Source organism: Mycobacterium sp. 1245852.3, assembly GCF_001669335.1.
Lineage (GTDB): Bacteria > Actinomycetota > Actinomycetes > Mycobacteriales > Mycobacteriaceae > Mycobacterium > Mycobacterium europaeum_A.
In genome coordinates this window covers 17,604-32,001 of the sequence record NZ_LZLL01000204.1, presented here as the reverse complement: position 1 = coordinate 32,001, position 14,398 = coordinate 17,604, and the positions used below count along the sequence as shown (strand labels likewise).

The following is a 14,398-nucleotide window of genomic DNA, read 5'->3' as shown; positions in this document are numbered from 1 at the left end:
ATCGGGCAGGGCTGGACCACCCAAAAACGCGCCAACGGCGACACCGAATGGATCCCACCACCACACCTCGACCGCGGCCAACCGCGGACCAACACCTTCCACCACCCCGAGGATCTACTGAGCGAGGGAGACGGCACGACGTAAAGCTCGAGCGGTCAGACCCGAGCGAAGGCAGCGCCGGGTAAGACTATTGCTGCGGAGGAGGCGGAGGAAGGGGCGCCGGCGCCGTCCGGCGAGGACGCGGCCGAATTTGGCCGCAGTTCAGGCCGATTATGCAGTCCGAGCCGCTTGCTTGGGGTTGGACGGCGTCGTTGCAGCAAACGCCGTCGGGCGATGCGGGCGTCGGGGCCGCGATCGGCGCAGGGGCGACCTCGATCGGCGCGGGGGCGGCGTTGGTACGCGGAATACCCACACCACCGATGCCCCCGAGTCCCAGTGCAAGCACGGCACCAACGCACATTGCGGCCCTGCCCGTTCGATTCGCCATGGCACCCGATCCTAATTTTTCGCTGGTGAATATATAGAGCCGCAGCGCGGCTTTGTGGCGCGGTGGCGCACCCCGAGTAGCTCTTTCCTCCGAGACCATTCGACCACCTCCACAATTGGTGCGAACTCGAATCAGCGAACGCCTTCGGCCTGCCACCAGTCGTACAGAGCGGCTTGGGTGCTCTCCGGGGCGATGCCCTGCTCGGCGACCACCAGCGTCCGCGCGGGGATGTCCGTCCAGACCAGATAGACGCCGTCGTCTCGGCCGGTGCCGAGGAACACCACCGACCCGTTATGGCCGCCGCGATTCCACTCGGTGGGCCCCTTGGTGCCATCAGGGAACGGTTGCGCCAGAGTCTGCGGGGCCTCCGTGAGGCTGCGCTGGAAGTCGGCGTTCAGATCGTCGGTGTTGGCGTACAGCAGGTAATCCGCGTTCCAGGGGCCGCCGGGATCGTGACTGTAGTTGTCACAGTTGACCGCGGCTACCGCCACGGCGGAGTGCGCGCCGGCGGGGTGGCAGTCGGCGGGGGTGTAGCCGCCCGAGAGGTGGCTCATCAGCGTCTGCACGTCGGCCGGATTATTGGCGGGGTCGGCCGCGGCCGTCGTGGCTAACCCAGTGGCGGTCAGACCGGTCATGGCGGTAACCACGCCCGCGCGGGCCAGTCGGGAACGCAGGCGGGCCATGGGTGCCTCCTTTGCTGGGCAAAGAGCTACGGCGGTGAGTTTAACTCCTAGTCGCGCACGGCGCCTCTTATAGAGGCGCTCTGAGCTGCAGCGCATCGCCAGGCGACATCAGCGGCGAGATCAACCGGCTTGCTTGGCCGGCGGCCGATAGAAGATCGCCAATTGGCCGATCGCCCCAAGCAGGCCAAGCCCCGCCGAGATCGCCAGACCCTGCCAGCCGTCGAACCAGTTCTTCCCGAAGACCAGGTAGTCCAGGCTGTACTTGCCCGCGCCCAGGGTGGCCACGCCCACGGCGCTGACCGCCAGCACCAGGTTGTACTCCCAGCCCTCCTTGACGATGAAGAAGCCGTTGGCGCGGTGCACGGTCCAGGCCGCGACCAGCATCAGCGAGACGAAGCCCGCCGCGGGGATCGGGGTCAGAAAGCCGGCGGCCAGTCCCAGGCCGGCGGCCATTTCGGTGGTCGCCGCCACGGTGGCGTGGAACTTACCGGGCTTCATGCCGATGCTTTCGAACCAGCGCGCGGTGCCAGGGATGCGTCCCCCGCCGAAGAACTTGTTGTAGCCGTGCGCAGCCAAAGTCACGCCCAACACCAGCCGCAGGATCAGTACTCCGACGTCATGGAACGTGTCATATGAAGTCATAGTTGTAAACCTAGATCATGGGATGGGTGGCAGGACAAGAGCCGCCGAGCAGCTACGTCGCTTAATCCGCTGGTCCGTGTGGGAACATTGCGGGCGTTCCGACGTCGGCCCGATCAGTAGGTATGCCACAAAGGGGGTGCACCACGGCTCGTATCGCACGAGGCGGCACCCACGCGTCAAGCAGACGAGTCCCGCCCATCGAGCACTCCGTGGTGTCGCTGGACGGAAGGTCGAGCCACCCGCGGGAGTTGCTGGGCAACAAGGGCCACGGCATCGACGCGATGCGCCGGCAGAACCTGCCGGTACCGCCGGCGTTCTGCATCACCACCGCGGTGGGACTGCGCTATCTCGCCGACCCAGTGGCCACCATGGACGCCATCTGGGACGACGTTCTGGACCGGATGCGCTGGCTCGAGGCGCAAACCTCGCGCACGTTCGGGCGTGGCCCGCAGCCCCTGTTGGTCAGCGTGCGCTCCGGAGCCACCCAGTCGATGCCGGGCATGATGGACACCATCCTTGACCTCGGCATCAACGATGCCGTCGAGCAGGCGCTGGCGGCAGCCGGCGACCAGGCCTTCGCCCGCGATACCCGACGGCGGTTCACGGAAATGTATCGGCGCATCGTCGGCGTCGGTGAACACGAATCGGTGCCCTCCGATCCGTACGCACAGTTACGCGCGGGCATCGAGGCGGTGTTCGCCTCCTGGAATTCGCCGCGCGCGATCGCCTACCGCGCCCACTACGGAATCGACGATCAGCACGGCACCGCGGTCGTCGTGCAGGCCATGGCTTTCGGCAATCTCGGCCCCAATTCCGGTGCTGGAGCGTTCTTTTCGCGTAACCCCATAACGGGTGACAACGAGCCGTTCGGCGAATGGCTGCCCGGCGGCCAGGGCGACGACGTGGTCTCGGGATCGGTCGACGTCGAACCGATCGTCGCGCTGCGCGACGAACAGCCGGCCGTTTACGACGAGTTGCTTGCTGCCGCCGGCAGCCTGGAGCGGCTGGAGGCCGACATCCAGGAGATCGAGTTCACCGTCGAGGACGGCAAGCTGTGGCTGCTGCAGACCCGCTCGGCGGAGCGTTCGGCACAGGCGGCGGTGCGCTCGGCGCTGCAACTGCGGCACGAGGGACTCATCGACGATGCGGAGATGCTGCGGCGGGTGACCCCCGCGCATGTCCGGACCCTGCTCCAACCGGCGCTGCAGCCCGAGACACGTTTGGCGGCACCGCTTTTGGCCAAGGGAGTGCCGGCCTGCCCGGGCGTGGCCTCGGGAACGGCGTACACCGACGTCGATGAGGCGCTGCGCGCCGCCGATCGCGGCGAGCCGGTGATCCTGGTGCGTGACCACACCCGGCCCGAAGATGTGTCGGGCATGCTGGCCGCGCAGGCCATCGTCACCGAGGTCGGCGGGGCCTCCAGCCATGCGGCCGTGGTCAGCCGCGAACTGGGCCGGGTCGCGGTGGTGGGCTGCGGCCAGGGGGTAGCGGCAGCGCTGGCCGGCAAGCAGATCACCGTCGACGGCGCGGAAGGCGAAGTGCGCGAAGGCAAGCTGAGCCTGTCGGCGTGGTCGGAGGACGATACGCCGGAACTGCGGGAACTGGCCGACATCGCGCGGCCGCTCAGCCCGCTGCGCGCCCACCCGGCGGGCGACCACGTGCGGCTCGACGACAGCTCCGAGGCCGCCGTGCGCGCCGCCCTGGACGCCGGGCACGCCGACGTGGTTTCGGCGACCCCGTTGATCGTGATGCTGACCGCGCTGCGCCTGGCATCGAAACCAGCACAATGACGGAATTGGAGGTGCTGCAAGCGGTTCGGCTCAAGGGCCGGGTGAGTCCGGCCGACCTGACCGCGACCCTGGGCACCGACCTGGCCGCCATCACTCCCACCGTCGAGCGGCTGGCCGCGGCCGGACTGCTGACCGAAGGCGTGACGTTACGGATCACCTCCGCCGGCAGCGACAGGCTCGCGGCGTTGCTCGCCGAGGAGCGCGCGGGCATCGATTCGACCGCCATGGCCGCCGCCTATGCCGACTTTCGCGCGGTCAACGCCGACTTCAAACGCCTGGTGACGGATTGGCAGCTCAAGGGCGGCCCCGGCGGCGCTCCCAACGCCCATGACGATGCCGACTACGACGCCGCGGTGTTGGCCCGCCTCGACGACGTGCACGCCCGCACCATGCCGATCGTCGAGGCGGCCGCGGCGCAGCTGCCGAGGCTGCGCGCTTACGGCACGAAACTGCTTGCGGCGCTGGACAAAGTGCGGGCCGGGGAGACGACGTGGCTGACCCGTCCGCTGATCGACTCCTACCACACCGTGTGGTTCGAGCTGCACGAAGAGCTGATCGGCGCCGTCGGTTTGACCCGCGAAGAAGCCGCCAGATCCGGTGATGCGCAATAGCTAGAGCGCCGCGTCCAGCAGCGCCAGGTAGGCATCGATATCGGGCACGGCCGATGCCGCCGCGTGCACGCTGATCGCGATGGTGTCGCCGATGCCGTGCACACCGTGCGTCAGCCCCATCATCGGCGAGAGCGCCGGATATCCCGACGTCAGCACTACCGGGGCCGCGCCGAAGCTCAGATCGGCCGCCCCCCGGTTGACGCTGGACACCACGGTGTTACCCGACACCTGGGTCGCGCGCTCGTGTACATCGAATTGCCCGATGCCCCACCGCAATAGGCCGGCGGGCACCGCGGCGAACGCGAGGTCGGCGGCCCTGGTGGCCGGGTGCTCGAACCGGCGCCGGCCGTTGGCCAGGTCGGCCGCGATCCGTTCGGCGCGCGCGTTCGGTCCGAGGCTGGGGTACAGCCCCACCACGACGTTGCCGAAGTGGTTGTACGCCCGCGCCGCGCCGGGCTTGGCCATCGGCACCTCGGCGCCCAGCGAATCGCATTGCCCACCAAGCAGGTTGGCGAGGGCCTGGGATATCGCGCTCAGCACGCCCACGGTGACCGTCGGGCCCGGCAGCTGGGAGCGATGACGCACCAACGTCCGCGCCGCGCGGGCGCCGCCGGGACATGCGTTCGTCTGCAGCACCGGACGCGACCCGGCCCCGGCGGCCAGCCGGCCCGCGCGGATGTCGCGTTCCAGCGCGCGGTGGGTCCGCGCCGCGTGGACCGCCCGCCAGGGCAGGAACCCGGGGCGTGGGACGGGCACCGGCGGCACCGGCTCGGACCTGCCGAACAGCCAGGCCGCCATGGCCGCGGAGCGGGCGCCGTCGGCCAGCGCGTGCGCGACCTGCAGCACCGCGACCGTCCCCGGTCCGGCGACGCCCGGAATGCCGCGCACCGGGGTGAAAACGTGCAGCCGCCAGGCCATCCGGCGAATGTCCAGCTGGTCGGCCGCGAGGCCGGCGACCGCGGCCAGCACGCCGTCCCAGCTGTCATGGGCCAACTCGTGGCGGACGACCTGCTCGGGCGTGACGGCCGCCGGCACCCACCGCGGGTAGCGCAACCGGCCGCGGTCTTTCAGCCGTATCGTCAGCGCCGGCTCGGCGTTGGCCCGCCCGCGGAGTCGCTCGACGGCGTTCGGGTAGTCGGCGGCCTCGCCGTCGAAGGCGTAGAGCAGGAACTCGTCGTTGGGGATCTCGGCCGACATCCAGTAGAACTGCGCGTCGACGGCGGCCATCCGGTGCCCCGGTACGGCGATGGCCACGGTGTCAGCCCGGCGAACCGATGAACCCGAGCACCAGGTCGGCGACCTTGTCGGGCTGTTCAAGCTGCAGGAAGTGCCCGGCATGTTCGACGATGCCGACCTCGCTGCCCGGGGGCAACACCTTTTCGGCCCAGCGCGTGAAAGCCGGTGTCATGCAACCGTCGTCGCGGCCGTGCAGGTACAGGCAGGGCAGCAGGGGTTCTTCGGTCCACAGCTGATTCAGCTCGGCATACCGCGCCGACGGCCGGGTGTTGCGGATGGTGGCGCGGTACGGTCCCAGCGCCGCCCGCCAGCTCTCCGGCGCCCCGATCGCGGCGTCGACGTGCCGCAGATCCTCGTCGGCGCGATAACCGGGCGACCACCGCCGCCACAGCAGCGGCAACACCCAGGACGCGGAACGCTCAGGCAGCCAAGGCAATTGGAAGTACACGATGTACCAGCTGCGGAACACCTGGCGCGCCAGATGCGCCGCCAGCCGGCCCCGCTCGGCGGCGCCACCCCCGCGCCGCCGGAACGCCGCCGACGGTGGCACCGACATGATCACCGCCTTGGTGAACGGGCTGTCGGGCATGGCGGCCAGCCCGGTCCCGGCGATCGCGCCCCAATCGTGGCCGATGATCACGTCGTTGTCGGTGCCGCCCGCGGCCTCACGGACCCGCAGGGCGTCGTCCATCAACGCACCGACCTGATAGCTGCCGTCGACCGGGATCGACGACGGCGCGTATCCGCGCATGAAAGGCGCGACCACCCGCCAGCCCGCCGACGCGAGCCGCGGCGCGACTTTGCGCCAGCCATAGGGCGTGTCGGGGAAGCCATGCAGGCACAACGCGATGGGACCGTCGTTCGGCCCCCAGGTGAGGCACTTGAGATCGCCCGCAGGCCCGGTCACGTCGATCCAGCCTGGTTCAGCCATGTTCACTCCCTGCTCGACGTCTCCGCAGGGATCAACCTAACCTGTGCGGCCGCGCGACGCACCGACCCTGGTCGATATGGCGTCAAAACACCGCTGTATCAGCGGTTTTCACTGTTGCAGTGCGGCGGCCCGCTCCAGCTCGGCGACGACGATCTTGCGCATGCCATACATCGCGTTGGTGGCCGCCGCCGCCCGGTCGCGATCCGGATCGCTGATCAGTTCGTAGAGCCGGTCCGGGACGATTTGCCAGCTCAGCCCGAAGCGGTCCTTGAGCCAGCCGCATTGCGATTCCTCGCCCCCGTCGGTCAACCGGTCCCAGTAGTAGTCGACCTCGTCCTGGTCCTTGCAGTGGATCGTGAAGGACACCGCTTCGCTGAACTGGAAGTGCGGACCGCCGTTGATCCCGATGAACCGGGTGCCGTCCAGCACGAAGCTGCCGGACAGGACGGTCCCGGGTTCGCCAGGTCCGGCGTCGGTGGTCTGGTTGAAACCCTCGATGTGGGAGTTGGGGAACACCGAGGTGTAGAACTTGGCGGCTTCCTCCGGGTTGTCGTCGAACCACAACGACGGGGTGATCGATGGCATGTCCTTCGGCCTCCTTGACGGCTCGTGCGTTTCTGCATTGCTAGACCCGGGCGCCGACGAAAACTCACCGCGTCGTCCACCCGCGCAACAGTGCTTAACCGGCCTATGTAACGTCAGATCGCATGAGTACCGTCAGCAGCAGTCCCGAGACGGTTGAGTTTGCCGGTGTCGGCGGGATCACCCTGGTCGCCGACGAATGGAATCGCGGCTCCGGCGGTGCCGGGCGGCCGAGCATCCTGATGTTGCACGGGGGCGGCCAGAACCGGTTTTCCTGGAAGAACACCGGTCAAACGCTGGCCGATGAGGGGCTGCACGTGGTAGCGCTCGACTCGCGGGGACACGGGGACAGCGCGCGCTCGCCCGACGCCGACTACGAGATCGAGACGCTGACGGGCGACGTCATGCGGGTCCTCGAGGCGATCGGTCGCCCGGTGACCATCATCGGGGCCAGCATGGGCGGCCTGACCGGCATCCTGGCCGCGTACCGGGCCGGTCCGGCGAGGGTCACCCGATTGGTGCTCGTCGACGTGGTGCCCCGGTTCGAAAAGGGCGGCAGCGCCCGCATCCGCGACTTCATGTTCAGCGGCCTCGACGGCTTCGACTCGCTGGAGCAGGCGGCCGACGCCGTCGCCGCCTACCTGCCCTACCGGAGCAAGCCACGCAGCCCCGAGGGCCTGAAGAAGAACCTGCGCCTGCGCGACGGCCGCTGGTATTGGCACTGGGACCCGGCGTTCATGACCAAGCCCGGCGACGATCCCGAACTGCGCACCGAGAGCTTCGAGCAGGCCGCCAAGAGTCTGACCATTCCCGTGTTGCTGATCCGCGGAAAGCTGTCCGACGTGGTGAGCCCGGAGGGCGTGCGGCACTTCCTGGCTACCGTCCCGCGCGCGGAATTCGTCGAGCTGTCCAACGCCGGCCACACCGCGGCCGGCGACGACAACGACGCGTTCAGCGACGCGGTGGTGGCCTTCGTCAACCGCCGCTAGTTCGATGGCGGCGACCCGCTTCGCCCGGCCACGCCGCCCTCGCGATCGCCACTAGTTCAATGGCGGCGACCCGCTTCGCCCGGCCACGCCGACCTCGTCAACCGCCACTAGTTCAATGGCGGCGACCCGCTTCGCCCGGCCACGCCGACCTCACGATCGCCGCGAGTTCGATGGCGGCGACCCGCTTCGCCCGGCTACGCCGCCCTCGCGATCGCCGCTAGTTCGCCGGCTTCTCGGCGTGCCCGCCGAATTGCTTGCGCATCGCCGAGAGTGCCTTGTTGGCGAAGTCGTCGAGCGAGCGCGAGGCGAAGCGGGACTGCAGCGCGGTGGTCAGCACCGGTGACGGCACTCCCTCGTCGATCGCCGCGATGGCGGTCCAGCGGCCCTCCCCGGAGTCGGAGACCCGGCCGGAGAACTCCTTCAGGTCCGGCGATTCGTGCAACGCGATGGCCGTCAGATCCAGCAACCAGGAGCCGATGACGCTGCCGCGCCGCCACACCTCGGCGACCTCGGGAATGTCGAAGTCGTACTGGTAGAACTCGGGGTGTTCCAGCGGCGCGGTTTCGGCGTCGCCCTCCTGCACGTGCTTGCCGATGTCGGCGTTGCGCAGGATGTTCAGCCCCTCGGCGAGCGAGGCCATCATGCCGTACTCGATGCCGTTGTGCACCATCTTCACGAAGTGCCCGGCGCCGGACGGGCCGCAATGCAGATAGCCCTGCTCCGACCGCTCGACCTCGCCTTCGCGGCCCGGCGTGCGCGCCGCGGCGTCGACGCCCGGTGCGACGCTGGCGAAGATCGGCTCGGCGTGCAGGAAAGCCTCGTCGTCGCCGCCGATCATCAGGCAGTAGCCGCGCTCCCGACCCCACACGCCGCCGCTGGTGCCACAGTCGAGTAGGTGAATTCCCTTCTCCGACAGCGTCTTTGCGTGACGGATGTCGTCTCGGTAGTAGGAGTTGCCGCCGTCGATGACGATGTCTCCGGAGTCCAGCGTCTCGGCCAGCTCGTCGATCACCCCGGTCGTGATGGTTCCGGCCGGGACCATAACCCAGATCAGTCGCGGTGCCTTCAGCTTCTCGGCGAGTTCTTTCAGCGAGGACACCCCGGTGGTTTTGTCCTCACCCTCCATCGCCTTGACCGCGTCGGGATTGTGGTCGTAGACCACACATTCGTGTCCGTCCTTGACCACGCGGCGGACGATGTTCGCGCCCATCCGGCCGAGGCCGATCATTCCAAGCTGCATCGTGTCCCTCGTCTCCTTACTGTTCCTTGGGCGTGCTGCGCGGCAGCCACGGCTCTTGCCAGCTGTGGTGACCACGCAGCAGCGCCTTCGCGGCCTCGGGCCCCCAGGAGCCCTGGTCGTAGTGATGGATTCGGCCCGGCTTGTCCAGCACCGGCTGCACGATTCGCCACGTCTCTTCGATGGCGTCTTCGCGGGCGAACAACTGGTGATCGCCGTTGAACGCGGCGTAAAGCAGGCGTTCATAGGGCCGTACCGGTTCGCCGAGATCCTCGGCGAACGACGAATCCAGGTGAACGTCGTGCCAGGAATCGCCGGCCTGCGCGGACAACTGCAGCCGCATCCCGGGATCGGGGTCGATGCGCAGCACGATCTGATTGCACTCGGGCGGGCGGCGATTGGGCAGAAACGAAAAGCCCGGAACGTGGTGCAGAAACATCCGGACCTCGGTGACCTTGTCCGGCAACGCTTTTCCGGCGCGTAGGAAAATCGGCACGCCGGCCCACCGCCAGTTGTCGATCTCGGTCCGCAGCGCAATGTAGGTCTCGGTGGTGGAATCCTTTGCGACACCGGCGACATCGGTGTAGCCGCGGTACTGTCCGCGCACGCAGCGCTCCGGATCCAGGGCGGGCATCGCCCGAAAGACCTCGGCCTTCTTGTCGTTCAGGTCGTCGGCGCCGGCGCCGACCGGGGGCTCCATGGCGACCAGGGCAAGCACCTGCAGCAGGTGGTTTTGCACCACGTCGCGAAGCGTGCCCACCGCGTCGTAGAACTTGCCGCGGTCCTCGATCCCGAAATCCTCGGCCATGGTGATGTGGATTTCGGAGATGCTGTCGCGGTCCCACAGCTTGGCCAGGCCGTTGTTCGCGAACCGCAGGTATTGCAGTTCCTCGACGGGTTGTTTGCCCAAAAAGTGGTCCACGCGCAGGATTTGGTCTTCGTCGAGAACCGCGCGCAGTCGGGCGTTGAGGTCGCGCGCCGAGTCCAAGTCGTGGCCGAACGGTTTTTCCACCGCCACCCGGGCCCGCTCCAGCAGGTCGGCTTTCGCCAGGTTCTCCACGATGGGCGCGAACAGGGCGGGCGGCATCTCCAGGTAGTAGAGCGGATGGGAATCCGACGGGATCTTCTTGGCGAGCTGCGTGTAGAGGCCGGCGTCGGTGACGTCGCCGTGCAGGTAGGACAGCCGGTCCGCCAGCCGATCGAAGACCGCGTCGTCGAACTGCTCCCCCGATGCCTTGATGGCGTCGCGCGCCCGGTCCTGCAGCTGTTCGAGGGTGATGTCGTCACTCGCCACGCCCACGATCGGGTGGTTCAGCATGTCGCGGCGCTCGAGCCGGTACAGCGCCCGGAACGTCATTTTCCGCGCCAGGTCCCCGGTGATTCCGAAGATCACCAGCAGGTCAGATGGGTTACTGTCGTCGTCGGCCAAAACCGCTCCTCCCGAAAGTCACCTGATCGGCTCCCTTGAGATCACTACCCGCGGCCGGCGGACTCAACACTAGACACTGCCGATAGGGCCGACAACCTGGGCGGACCGCGGCCTTGAAAGGATGACCGGCATGGCTGACCCGCTGCACGTCACGGTCTACGTTCTGGCCGGGATCGCCGCGATCGAAGGTATCGCGCTGATTGTGTTGTGGCGGTTGCTGGTGCGCAGCCAACAGCAACTCGACGAGCTGCGCCAGCGGACCGACACCCGCAACCAGTTGCTGTCGGGCGGGCGCGAGGCCGTCAAGAGGGTGTGGAACACCGCCAACCTGATGCGCAAGGAAGGCTTCGGCGCCGTGGTGCGCAGCAGCATCGAAGACCTCGCGGACTGGGCCGAAGTCGAGCGACCCGACCTTGCTCGCGTCACTCCCGACGGCCGGGTGGTGATCTTGTTCTCCGACATCGAGGAGTCCACCGCACTCAACGAGCGGATCGGCGACCGGGCCTTCGTCAAGCTGATCAGCTCGCACGACAAGCTGGTCTCGGATCTGGTGCGGCGACGGTCCGGTCATGTGGTGAAGAGCCAGGGCGACGGATTCATGATCGCCTTCTCCCGCGCCGAGGAGGCGGTCCGGTGCGGTATCGACCTGCAGCATGCGTTGCGCAGGCAGGCAAACCGCAAGCGGCGCGAGGAGATTCGCGTTCGGATCGGGATCCACATGGGCCGCTCGGTGCGCCGTGGCGACGACCTGTTCGGCCGCAACGTCGCGATGGCGGCCCGGGTCGCCGCCCAAGCGGTGGGTGGGCAGATTCTGGTGAGTCAGCCGGTGCGAGACGCGCTTTCCGATTCCGACGGCATCCGGTTCGACGACGGCCGCAATGTGGAGCTGAAGGGCTTTTCGGGCACCTACCGCTTGTTCGCCGTCGAGTCGCCGGCCGATTCCGAGCCGGACTGAACGCCGTCGCCGTTGTATTCGGCCAATCGCTGATGCAGGCGGTCGCGGACCTCGTCCGCGGTGTATGCCCGCCGCTTGCGCTGGTCGCGGACGACCAGCACGCCCCCGGCGACGACACCGGCGGCACCCGCCAACCCCAGCCACTTCCACACATTGCGCATGACATCAGGCTATGCGCCGCCGGATCGTTGTGGCCCGGTTGTGGTTGACTTGTGTGCCCGCAACGCACGGCGACGGATCACGCGCGCCGTGCCGGCGGGCTGATAGTGGCGACGACAACGGCGAAACCTGCAGCGGCGGACGGGCTTACCAAGATGCTCACCTTGAACCAAGCGCTCGAAGAGACCCGCACCGGCGACCTTTGGCTGTTTCGCGGCGGCTCGGGACCGGACCGCGCGATCCAGACGCTGACGAACAGCCCGGTGAACCACGTCGGCATGACGGTGGCCATTGACGACCTGCCGCCGCTGATCTGGCACGCCGAACTGGGTGACAAGCTCGTCGACCTGTGGACGGGGACGAATCATCGTGGCGTGCAACTCAACGACCTTGCCCAATCGGTCACGCAGTGGTCGCAGCGTTACCACCAACGGTGCTGGCTACGCCAGCTGACGCCGCCGGCCACCCGGGAGCAAGAGAACAAGCTGCTGCGCGTGATCGCGCGGATGGACGGCACCGCGTTTCCCACCACCATGCGGTTGACCGGCCGATGGCTGCGCGGCCGGCTCCCGAACGCCTACGACTGGGGGCGGGGAATCCCGTTCGTGGACAGGAAGGTTCGCGAATCGACACAGCGGCGCAAGGAACGCCAGCGGCTCGGCCTGGAAGTGGCCTACTGCGCGGAAACCGTGGCAATCACCTACGAGGAGATGGGGTTGCTCACCACCGAGAAGTATTCGAACTACTTCGACCCCGGGTCGTTCTGGAGCGGTGACCGGCTTCCGCTCGCACCGGGCTATGCCCTGGGCGATGAAATCGAGATATCAATCGGCTAGTCGAGGGTCAGTCGACCGCCACCTCGCCCATCTCAGACCAACCCGTGGCATCGATGGTCTGATTGATGATCTTCGGGGTGGACTTCAGCGCGGGCGGGAGTTCCTGCATGAAGCGCTTGAAGTGATCGCTGTTGACATGGACACCGCCGGCCTCATCGTCGCGGAACGCCTCCACCAAGACGTACTCCGCCGGGTTGTCCAGGCTGCGCGACCACTCGAACCACAGATTGCCTTCCTCGGCCCGAGTCGCCGCGGTGAACGAGGCGACGAGATCCGGCCAGCGGTCGGTCCAGTCGGGTTTGGTTTCGAACTTGACGACGATGAAGATCATTGCGGCCCCGCCTAGGTTCACTGCTTCCGGTTACGCCCGCCCGGTCTCCGCGGGCAGCGCCAGCCTATCCGGCCGCGATTGGTGGCGGACCGCCGCGACGGAGGACTGCTGGCCGTAATTTGCTTAAGTAATGGTCAGAGCAAAGTGGGCTCATGCGTCTCTCAAGACGCATGAGCCCACTTGCACCGCACGGTTCCAGTGGCGGAGCTCACAAACCGGACGATGCCGGGAGTATTTCACTACCGATACTGCCACCCGATTCGGCTCGCGCTACCGAGGACACAATCCATTATGGCGAACTACGTCGGATGTATTTTGTTATCAATTCGCAATTCCTGCGTGGCCGGATAAATGTAATTCACATTCCGGGCGGAGCCGGCGGCGCCGGAGCGTCGATCAGGACGGCCGGTGGCGGCGGAGCGTCCGGCGGTGGCGGCGGCGCATCCGGTGGCGGCGCAAGAGCGTCGGGCGCGGGCGGCGGTGCGTCCGGCGGAGGCGGCGGCGCGTCGGGCGGGGGCGGCGGAGCGAACAGCGGCGGCGGCGGCGCGTCCTCCGCGGGCATCGGAAGGAACATATGGTGCGTGAATCCGGCCTGGTAGGCGCCCGCACCGCCCATGTGCACCCCGCCGCGCTCACCGCTGGAGACCGCCGTTCCGTCCGGCAGCGTCACCGCCGTGTGGCCACCGTTCCAGCCGATGACCAACGCGTTGGGGGCGGTTCCATATTGGAAGCCGCGCGCCAACAATGCACCCTCTTCGTTTCCGGTGTTGAATCGATCCCCGAAAACGGGCCTGTCAGTTGCGGCATTAGCAATCCAGGACGCGAGTCCCGAACAATCGGTCCCGGCGGGCGAATCTCCACCCGCAATATAGGGCGTGCCGGAGACCTGACTGATTAACGACATCAATGATGCAATAACGACCATGGGCAGGGAGGCTAGCAATAACAATTGTCGTGAACCAAAATTTGTGGCGCAGGTCATTCGCTATTCAGACCATGACGTGCGCCGCACCTAGAGCAAACTTATTAGGCACCGGTATATTTTCGGCGGCTAAGCGCCTGCGGTTGCCGCGCGCCCGCCCTCAGCCCCCGGGCGCTTGCCGCGGAGGCCTAAGCCTTGTCCCGGCTTCGTTCGCTTTGCGCCGTCTCCCGATCGACGTCGGCTTGCTCTCGCTTGGCGCGGGCTCGCACGCGCTTGCCTCGTTCGTCCACGCGCCGCAGCCGCTCGCGTTCGCGCTCCGCGGCCGAGCCCTCGCGTTCGTCCGCTCGCTGCTCGCGTTCGTCGGCCGCCCGCTCGCGGTCGTCGGCGATCTGCTCACGCTGGTCGGCGACCCGGTCTCGTCTACCGGCCTGAAATTCCCGCCTTTTCAACTCCGCCTCGCGTCGGGCAACGGAATCTTCGCGCTCGTCGAGCGCGTGCGCCCGCCGTTCCAACTCCGCGGGCGGCTCGAGACGATCCTCGGCGGCCACAGCTCACCCTAACGCTGCGGCGGCCCATTG

The 14,398-nt window shown here is 67.7% G+C and carries 16 protein-coding genes and 1 pseudogene; 6 read left to right on the top strand and 11 right to left on the bottom strand.

Features of this window, described 5'->3' with window-relative positions; genetic code table 11:
- Positions 1–618 precede the first annotated feature (618 nt).
- Together A9W96_RS09475 and A9W96_RS09470 are read right to left on the bottom strand one after the other, a co-directional pair.
- Positions 619–1,170 carry a hypothetical protein gene (locus tag A9W96_RS09475; RefSeq protein ID WP_066869037.1) on the bottom strand — a complete coding sequence of 184 codons (552 nt, stop codon included), beginning with the start codon at positions 1,168–1,170 and terminating at the stop codon, positions 619–621.
- A 120-nt stretch (positions 1,171–1,290) separates the two neighbouring features.
- Positions 1,291–1,812, bottom strand: a complete 522-nt coding sequence (locus A9W96_RS09470; protein WP_066869040.1) for a DoxX family protein — start codon at positions 1,810–1,812, stop codon at positions 1,291–1,293.
- Between the two features lie 209 nt (positions 1,813–2,021).
- On the opposite strand from A9W96_RS09470, the gene A9W96_RS09465 reads away from it, so the two are divergent.
- Positions 2,022–3,602 (top strand): pyruvate, phosphate dikinase, encoded by a 1,581-nt coding sequence (locus A9W96_RS09465; RefSeq protein WP_066881546.1) that lies wholly within the window; start codon positions 2,022–2,024, stop codon positions 3,600–3,602.
- Positions 3,599–4,213, top strand: a complete 615-nt coding sequence (locus A9W96_RS09460) for a hypothetical protein (RefSeq protein WP_067139242.1) — start codon at positions 3,599–3,601, stop codon at positions 4,211–4,213. The genes A9W96_RS09465 and A9W96_RS09460 overlap by 4 nt, the downstream gene beginning before the upstream one ends.
- Here the strand turns inward: A9W96_RS09460 and A9W96_RS09455 are convergent, their stop codons facing one another.
- The 3 genes from A9W96_RS09455 to A9W96_RS09445 form a co-directional block, all read right to left on the bottom strand.
- A complete protein-coding gene (locus A9W96_RS09455) occupies positions 4,214–5,440 on the bottom strand; it encodes a wax ester/triacylglycerol synthase domain-containing protein (RefSeq protein ID WP_067139239.1) in 1,227 nt (408 codons plus the stop codon).
- 31 nt (positions 5,441–5,471) lie between these two features.
- A complete protein-coding gene (locus tag A9W96_RS09450; RefSeq protein ID WP_066869156.1) occupies positions 5,472–6,380 on the bottom strand; it encodes an alpha/beta fold hydrolase in 909 nt (302 codons plus the stop codon).
- A gap of 108 nt (positions 6,381–6,488) precedes the next feature.
- Entirely contained in the window at positions 6,489–6,965 is a 477-nt protein-coding gene (locus A9W96_RS09445; protein ID WP_067139237.1) for a VOC family protein, read from the bottom strand.
- A 122-nt stretch (positions 6,966–7,087) separates the two neighbouring features.
- Between A9W96_RS09445 and A9W96_RS09440 the strand changes: the two genes are divergently transcribed.
- Together A9W96_RS09440 and A9W96_RS33270 are read left to right on the top strand one after the other, a co-directional pair.
- Positions 7,088–7,951 (top strand): alpha/beta fold hydrolase, encoded by an 864-nt coding sequence (locus A9W96_RS09440; protein ID WP_067139234.1) that lies wholly within the window; start codon positions 7,088–7,090, stop codon positions 7,949–7,951.
- A gap of 58 nt (positions 7,952–8,009) precedes the next feature.
- Positions 8,010–8,204, top strand: a pseudogene (locus A9W96_RS33270) (gamma-glutamyl-gamma-aminobutyrate hydrolase family protein); the annotation flags it as partial.
- Here the strand turns inward: A9W96_RS33270 and gnd are convergent.
- Together gnd and A9W96_RS09430 are read right to left on the bottom strand one after the other, a co-directional pair.
- Positions 8,169–9,191 (bottom strand): phosphogluconate dehydrogenase (NAD(+)-dependent, decarboxylating), encoded by a 1,023-nt coding sequence (gnd, locus tag A9W96_RS09435; protein ID WP_066869058.1) that lies wholly within the window; start codon positions 9,189–9,191, stop codon positions 8,169–8,171. The pseudogene A9W96_RS33270 and the gene gnd overlap by 36 nt on opposite strands.
- Before the next feature lie 16 nt (positions 9,192–9,207).
- Complete coding sequence (locus A9W96_RS09430) at positions 9,208–10,617, bottom strand: glucose-6-phosphate dehydrogenase (RefSeq protein ID WP_066869061.1); 1,410 nt, start codon at positions 10,615–10,617, stop codon at positions 9,208–9,210.
- A 121-nt stretch (positions 10,618–10,738) separates the two neighbouring features.
- On the opposite strand from A9W96_RS09430, the gene A9W96_RS09425 reads away from it, so the two are divergent.
- Entirely contained in the window at positions 10,739–11,572 is an 834-nt protein-coding gene (locus A9W96_RS09425) for an adenylate/guanylate cyclase domain-containing protein (protein ID WP_066869064.1), read from the top strand.
- Here A9W96_RS09425 and A9W96_RS09420 read toward each other — a convergent pair.
- On the bottom strand, positions 11,524–11,733 hold the full coding sequence (locus A9W96_RS09420) for a hypothetical protein (RefSeq protein ID WP_066869068.1): 210 nt from the start codon (positions 11,731–11,733) through the stop codon (positions 11,524–11,526). The genes A9W96_RS09425 and A9W96_RS09420 overlap by 49 nt on opposite strands.
- A 153-nt stretch (positions 11,734–11,886) precedes the next feature.
- Here A9W96_RS09420 and A9W96_RS09415 point away from each other — a divergent pair, with 153 nt between their 5' ends.
- Positions 11,887–12,567 carry a guanylate cyclase gene (locus A9W96_RS09415; RefSeq protein WP_066869070.1) on the top strand — a complete coding sequence of 227 codons (681 nt, stop codon included), beginning with the start codon at positions 11,887–11,889 and terminating at the stop codon, positions 12,565–12,567.
- Between the two features lie 7 nt (positions 12,568–12,574).
- Here the strand turns inward: A9W96_RS09415 and A9W96_RS09410 are convergent, their stop codons facing one another.
- The 3 genes from A9W96_RS09410 to A9W96_RS30300 form a co-directional block, all read right to left on the bottom strand.
- Positions 12,575–12,898 (bottom strand): putative quinol monooxygenase, encoded by a 324-nt coding sequence (locus A9W96_RS09410; protein WP_066869073.1) that lies wholly within the window; start codon positions 12,896–12,898, stop codon positions 12,575–12,577.
- Between the two features lie 358 nt (positions 12,899–13,256).
- A complete protein-coding gene (locus tag A9W96_RS09405; RefSeq protein WP_231999638.1) occupies positions 13,257–13,880 on the bottom strand; it encodes a C40 family peptidase in 624 nt (207 codons plus the stop codon).
- 128 nt (positions 13,881–14,008) lie between these two features.
- Positions 14,009–14,368, bottom strand: a complete 360-nt coding sequence (locus A9W96_RS30300) for a hypothetical protein (protein ID WP_082972114.1) — start codon at positions 14,366–14,368, stop codon at positions 14,009–14,011.
- Positions 14,369–14,398 lie beyond the last annotated feature (30 nt).

What these genes read in the sequence shown, in the direction of transcription:
- A9W96_RS09475 (WP_066869037.1), bottom strand. Translation starts at nt 1,170, where the DNA reads ATGGCCCGCCTGCGTTCCCGACTGGCCCGCGCGGGCGTGGTTACCGCC.
- A9W96_RS09470 (WP_066869040.1), bottom strand. Translation starts at nt 1,812, where the DNA reads ATGACTTCATATGACACGTTCCATGACGTCGGAGTACTGATCCTGCGG.
- A9W96_RS09460 (WP_067139242.1), top strand. Translation starts at nt 3,599, where the DNA reads ATGACGGAATTGGAGGTGCTGCAAGCGGTTCGGCTCAAGGGCCGGGTG.
- A9W96_RS09455 (WP_067139239.1), bottom strand. Translation starts at nt 5,440, where the DNA reads ATGGCCGCCGTCGACGCGCAGTTCTACTGGATGTCGGCCGAGATCCCC.
- A9W96_RS09450 (WP_066869156.1), bottom strand. Translation starts at nt 6,380, where the DNA reads ATGGCTGAACCAGGCTGGATCGACGTGACCGGGCCTGCGGGCGATCTC.
- A9W96_RS09445 (WP_067139237.1), bottom strand. Translation starts at nt 6,965, where the DNA reads ATGCCATCGATCACCCCGTCGTTGTGGTTCGACGACAACCCGGAGGAA.
- A9W96_RS09440 (WP_067139234.1), top strand. Translation starts at nt 7,088, where the DNA reads ATGAGTACCGTCAGCAGCAGTCCCGAGACGGTTGAGTTTGCCGGTGTC.
- gnd (WP_066869058.1), bottom strand. Translation starts at nt 9,191, where the DNA reads ATGCAGCTTGGAATGATCGGCCTCGGCCGGATGGGCGCGAACATCGTC.
- A9W96_RS09425 (WP_066869064.1), top strand. Translation starts at nt 10,739, where the DNA reads ATGACCGGCATGGCTGACCCGCTGCACGTCACGGTCTACGTTCTGGCC.
- A9W96_RS09420 (WP_066869068.1), bottom strand. Translation starts at nt 11,733, where the DNA reads ATGCGCAATGTGTGGAAGTGGCTGGGGTTGGCGGGTGCCGCCGGTGTC.
- A9W96_RS09415 (WP_066869070.1), top strand. Translation starts at nt 11,887, where the DNA reads ATGCTCACCTTGAACCAAGCGCTCGAAGAGACCCGCACCGGCGACCTT.
- A9W96_RS09410 (WP_066869073.1), bottom strand. Translation starts at nt 12,898, where the DNA reads ATGATCTTCATCGTCGTCAAGTTCGAAACCAAACCCGACTGGACCGAC.
- A9W96_RS09405 (WP_231999638.1), bottom strand. Translation starts at nt 13,880, where the DNA reads ATGACCTGCGCCACAAATTTTGGTTCACGACAATTGTTATTGCTAGCC.